This window comes from Streptomyces sp. NPDC031670 (assembly GCF_055580545.1).
In genome coordinates this window covers 1-4,867 of sequence record NZ_JBVILC010000051.1, presented here as the reverse complement: position 1 = coordinate 4,867, position 4,867 = coordinate 1, and the positions used below count along the sequence as shown (strand labels likewise).

The following is a 4,867-nucleotide window of genomic DNA, read 5'->3' as shown; positions in this document are numbered from 1 at the left end:
ACCCTCCAGCGCTACCTCGGGCGCCGCGAGTACCTCGACGAGACCTACGCGGCAGTCGCCGCCCTGGTCTCCGACCGCGCCGCCGAGAGATGAGCGCCAATCAGACAAGCTTTTTCTCCGCCGGTACCCCACATCGACCACGCGGCCGAGCAGCGGCAGTGCGATTGCCGGACTGGGCGGGCAGGTGGGTTCCAGGCGGGGACGGGTCTGCTCTGGGGTACGAGCCTGCCCAAAGCCCATGGCAGGCCAACGCGGCGCCGGGTCAAGGACCCGGTGTCACGGACCCGCCGACGGGCCGAGCGGCACACGGACGTTCTGCTGGTGGTGCGCCGTTTGGCCCAAACCCGCTAGAAAAGCTGGTGGTGGCGGCCTTCTGTGGTGCGGGTTCGGCGGGTTCGGCTGCGGGGTGTGGGGTGCTGGTCCTACGGTTCAAGTGATGATGTGACGGCGTGTCGGATCGGGGTGGGTGTGGTGGATATTCCGCTGGTGGAGGCGGTGGCGGCGATGCGGGACGAGTTGATCGCGGCGGCGGCGGTGGGCGTGGTGCACCCGGATGTGGTGTTCGCGGTGGGGCCGGTGAATATGGAGTTCGAGGTCGAATTGCGGGCGGACGCGAAGGCGAAGGCCGGGTTCAGGCTGTGGGCTGTGGGTGCCGAGACCGAGGCCGGGGTGTCACGTGGCCGTACGCACCGGGTGGCGTTCACGCTGACGCCCAGGAATGTGCACGGCGGTGACCTGCTGGTGGGCGGTGCCCCCGGCCGGCAGGCGGGTCCTGGGGACACGTCGGGGCGTATCGAGGACTGAGCGGGAAGGGCGCCGCCGGGTAGCGGCGTCCTCGGTCGGGGCCGGTGATTGTCGGTAGGGCTTGGGGGTCGGGTGGAGCGGGCGCGTCTGGTGGGGGTGTCCCGGTCGGGGTACCCGGGTTCGGGGTATGCGGTGGGTGGGCGGCTGGTGCTGACCTCCGCTCATGTTGCGGCCTGCAGCGGTGAGGGGGTGGAGGTGTTCCGCCCCGGCAGGGACAGCGCGCTGGGCGGGGTGGTGGTGTGGTGCGGGACCCCGGGCGGGCGTGATGACGCTGCGCTGGTCCTCGTCGATGACGACACGCGCTGGCGGGCGCCAGTGGGCGCGGTGCGCTGGGGCCGTATGGTGACGGACCGCCCCGGCAGGGGATGTGAGACCTGGGGTGTACCAGATGTGGCCCAGCGCTCGGGGGACGATCCGGCGGCTGGTCCGGTGGTGGAAGCCGCCCAGTTGGAGGGGCGGGTGAATCCGGGCAGCGGATTCGCCGGGAACCAATATGTGATGGACCTGCTCCAGCACCCTCCGCAGTGGTCGCTTCCCGGTACCTCGCCGTGGGGCGGCCTGTCGGGGGCCGCGATGTTCTGCGATCGTCTGCTGGCCGGTGTGGTGGCCTCCGACCGTGCGCACTCCGCCCACGGGCAGCTGAACGTCGTGCCCGCGTATGTCCTGCACCACGACCCCGCGTTCCGCGCCGCGCTGGCCGAACACGGCGCCGCCCCAGCCGGCCTGGAGGGCGTGGAATTCCAGGACCTGGCCGACCCGGCGGGCACCGCACCACCGGGCCGCCTCAGGTCACCGGCGGCCCTGCTGCAGGCCGGGCGACAGACGGTTCCCTTCCACGGCCGCGAGGATCTGCTGGAACGCCTGCGGGCGTGGTGCGTACCGGGCGGGTTCGGGGCCTGGCTGCTGCACGGGGCCGGCGGGCAGGGCAAAACCCGCGTCGCCCACCACCTCGCCCGGCTACTGGCGGCCGACGGGTGGGCCGTCCTGTGGCCGAGGGCCGACGCCACCGCCGCCGAACTGCGAGAAGTGCGGCACGCCTCCAAGCCCCTGCTGATCGTGCTCGACTACGCCGAGAACCGTACCGCGCAGCTCACCGCACTGACCGAGGCCGCCGCCGACCACCCGGGCACCACTGCGCTGAAAATTCTGCTGCTGGCCCGCACCGACGGCGACTGGTGGACTCGGGCAAAGACCGCCACCAGCCTTGCCCAGGACTACCTCGACACCGCCCCCGCCCACCTGCTGCCCCCGCTGGAAGCAGACCCGGCCCACCGGCCCAAGTCCTACCGGGACGCCGCCCGCGCCCTGGCCGCCGCACTGCCCGATGTCCACGGCCTGGCCATGCACGACTGGCAGGCGGCAGCGGTCACGCTGCCCCTGCCACGGCTGGAGCAGGACGGGTACGGCAACGCCCTGACCCTCCACATGACCGCCCTGGCCGATCTGCTCGACACCACCACGGCCCTATCCGCCGGCCGAGGCTCGGATGGTGCGGCGGGTCAGGAGACATGGGGGGTGGAGGACCGGCTGCTGGGGCACGAACAGCGCTACTGGCACCGCAGTGCTACCGCCCGCGGCCTTACACCGCAGCTGTCTCCGGGCACGCTGGAAGGGGCGCTGGCCGCCGCCCACCTGACCGGTGCCGCCGACCGCAGCCAGGCCGACCGCACCTGGCGCCGCCTGCCGTCCTTGGCCGATCAGACCCGTGACCGCCGCAACGCGGTTACCGCCTGGATCGGCGACCTCTACCCAGCTGCCACCCCGAACCGGCCGTGGGGCGCGCTGCAGCCCGACCGTCTCGCCGAACGTCACATCGGTCGCGTCCTGGACACCGACCCCGACCTCGCGGACCATCTCCTGGAGGGCGCCGACGACCTCCAGAAGGAACAACTGCTGACGGTCTACAGCCGCGCCGCCGCCCACCGGGTATTCGGCCACCGCCTCGACATCCACCTGACCAACCTGTGCCTACGCCACCACTCGCGGCTCACCGACCAGATCATCACCACAGCTGTCCAATGCGGCCATCCCGCCCCTCTCATCGCCGCCCTCGACGCCCTCACCGCCGACCCCTCCACCACTCCCGACGACCTCGACGGACTCCGCGCTCTGTTCCCCCGTTCCAGTCGGCGCCTCGCCGGTACCGCCGTCCGCCTCGCCCGAACCATCGCCGGCCACTATCGGGCGCTCGCGCAGGCGGACCCGGGCGCCTACCTGCCCACCCTCGCTAGGGTCCTCAACGACCTCTCCGTCCGATTGGTTGAGGTGGGGCGGCGGGAGGAAGCCCTGGCCGTGGTCCAGGAAACCGCCGGCCACTACCGCGCGCTCGCCGAGGCGAACCCGGACGCCCACCTGCCCAACCTCGCCACCTCCCTCAACAACCTCTCCAACACGATGGGGGAGGTGGGGCGGCGGGAGGAAGCCCTGGCCGTGGCCCAGGAAACCACCGGCCACTACCGCGCGCTCGCCGAGGCGAACCCGGACGCCCACCTGCCCAACCTCGCCATGTCCCTCAATAATCTTTCCCTGCGGTTGGGTGAAATGGGCCGGCGGGAGGAAGCCCTGGCGACTATCCAGGAAGCCGCCAGCCACTACCACGTGCTGGCGCGGGCGAACCCGACCCACGTGCCCAACTTCGCCGGGACCCTCAACACCCTCTCCGTCTGGTTGCGTGAGGTGGGGCGGCGGGAGGAAGCCCTGGCCGCGATCCAGGAAGCCATCCGCATCCGCCGCGTGTTCGCCGAGGCATACCCGGACGCCCACCTGCCCGACCTCGCCATGTCCCTCGTCACCCTGTCCAACGGGTTGGGTGAGGTGGGACGGCGAGAGGAAGCCCTGGCCGCGATCCAGGAAGCCGCCGGCCACTACCGCGCATTCGCCGAGGCGAATCCGGACGCCTATCTGCCCAACCTCGCCGCCTCCCTCAACAACCTGTCCAGCAAGCTGGGTGACGTGGGGCGGCAGGAAGACGCCCTGGCCGCGATCCAGGAAGCCATCCGCATCCGCCGCACGCTCGCCGAGGCGAATCCGGACGCCTACCTGCCCAACCTCGCCATGTCCCTCAACAATCTCTCCGTCCGATGGGTGAAGACTGGGCGGCGGAAGGAAGCCCTGGCCGTGGCCCAGGAAACCGCCGGCCACTACCGCACGCTCGCCGAGGCGAACCCGGACGCCCACCTGCCCAACCTCGCCATGTCCCTCAACAACCTGTCCAATCGGTTGGGTGAGGTGGGACGGCGGCAAGAAGCCCTGGCCGCGATCCAGGAAGCCATCCGCATCCGCCGCACCCTCGCCGAGGCACACCCCCAGCGGTTCGAGTCCGACTTGCGGCAGTCCATGGAGGTGGCAACACGGCTCGAAGACCTTCCGCAGCAGCCCCCCAATCGGCAGCAGCACCTGGCTAAACGAGAGGGGCGTCCAGCCGATTGCTGACTGTGTACGCCTCCGGCCATTGCCCATTGGTAGAAGGGGCCGCAGACCCCTCCTCATCCGACATGTTCCAGGGCGTGACGGCGCCTCCACGGCTATAGATCCTTGAAATCCCCTCCTGTCGGTTTCTACTGGCGACCGTAGGCCGCCGCCAGTTCGGACGAACCTTGGCCCACCCGCGTACCGTTATGGACTCTTCACCCGCGAGTTGGGCTTCGAGCGCCCTTCGGAAAAGGTGAACCCACGAACTTTTGCAATCATGCGGATGCGGACCACGACAGCCCTGCCGTCACCGAAAGCACCGCGTAAACGCGATCAGCCTGATTGCGGCCACCGTCACCCGTGTCGAGGACACCTTCCTCACCGGGCAGTGGCCTTCTGCCATTCCGCTTGCCATGTCCGCACGAAATCGAAGATTGCCCCGCCATCGTGCCTGGCCACTGACCACCACCGACGTCAACGAGCATCTTGGCCCTTACCTGAGCCGCGTCACGGACCTGCAGTACCTCACTGGGCATGCCAGCGGGACCATTGAGCTCTTTCAGAGTGACCACTGATTCCCAATGATGTTGTCAAGCGGCGGTAGTGACCCACTGTGGTCGGGTCATATCGCTGTCGCGCCTGCGCGAGCCGC

2 protein-coding genes are annotated in these 4,867 nt (G+C 69.9%); both read left to right on the top strand.

The window, feature by feature from the left end; genetic code table 11:
- Positions 1–471: 471 nt before the first annotated feature.
- Positions 472–804 carry a trypco2 family protein gene (locus tag ACZ5ID_RS36855; RefSeq protein WP_468907141.1) on the top strand — a complete coding sequence of 111 codons (333 nt, stop codon included), beginning with the start codon at positions 472–474 and terminating at the stop codon, positions 802–804.
- 189 nt (positions 805–993) lie between these two features.
- Positions 994–4,236, top strand: a complete 3,243-nt coding sequence (locus ACZ5ID_RS36850; protein ID WP_468907138.1) for a tetratricopeptide repeat protein — start codon at positions 994–996, stop codon at positions 4,234–4,236.
- The last annotated feature ends 631 nt before the right edge of the window (positions 4,237–4,867 follow it).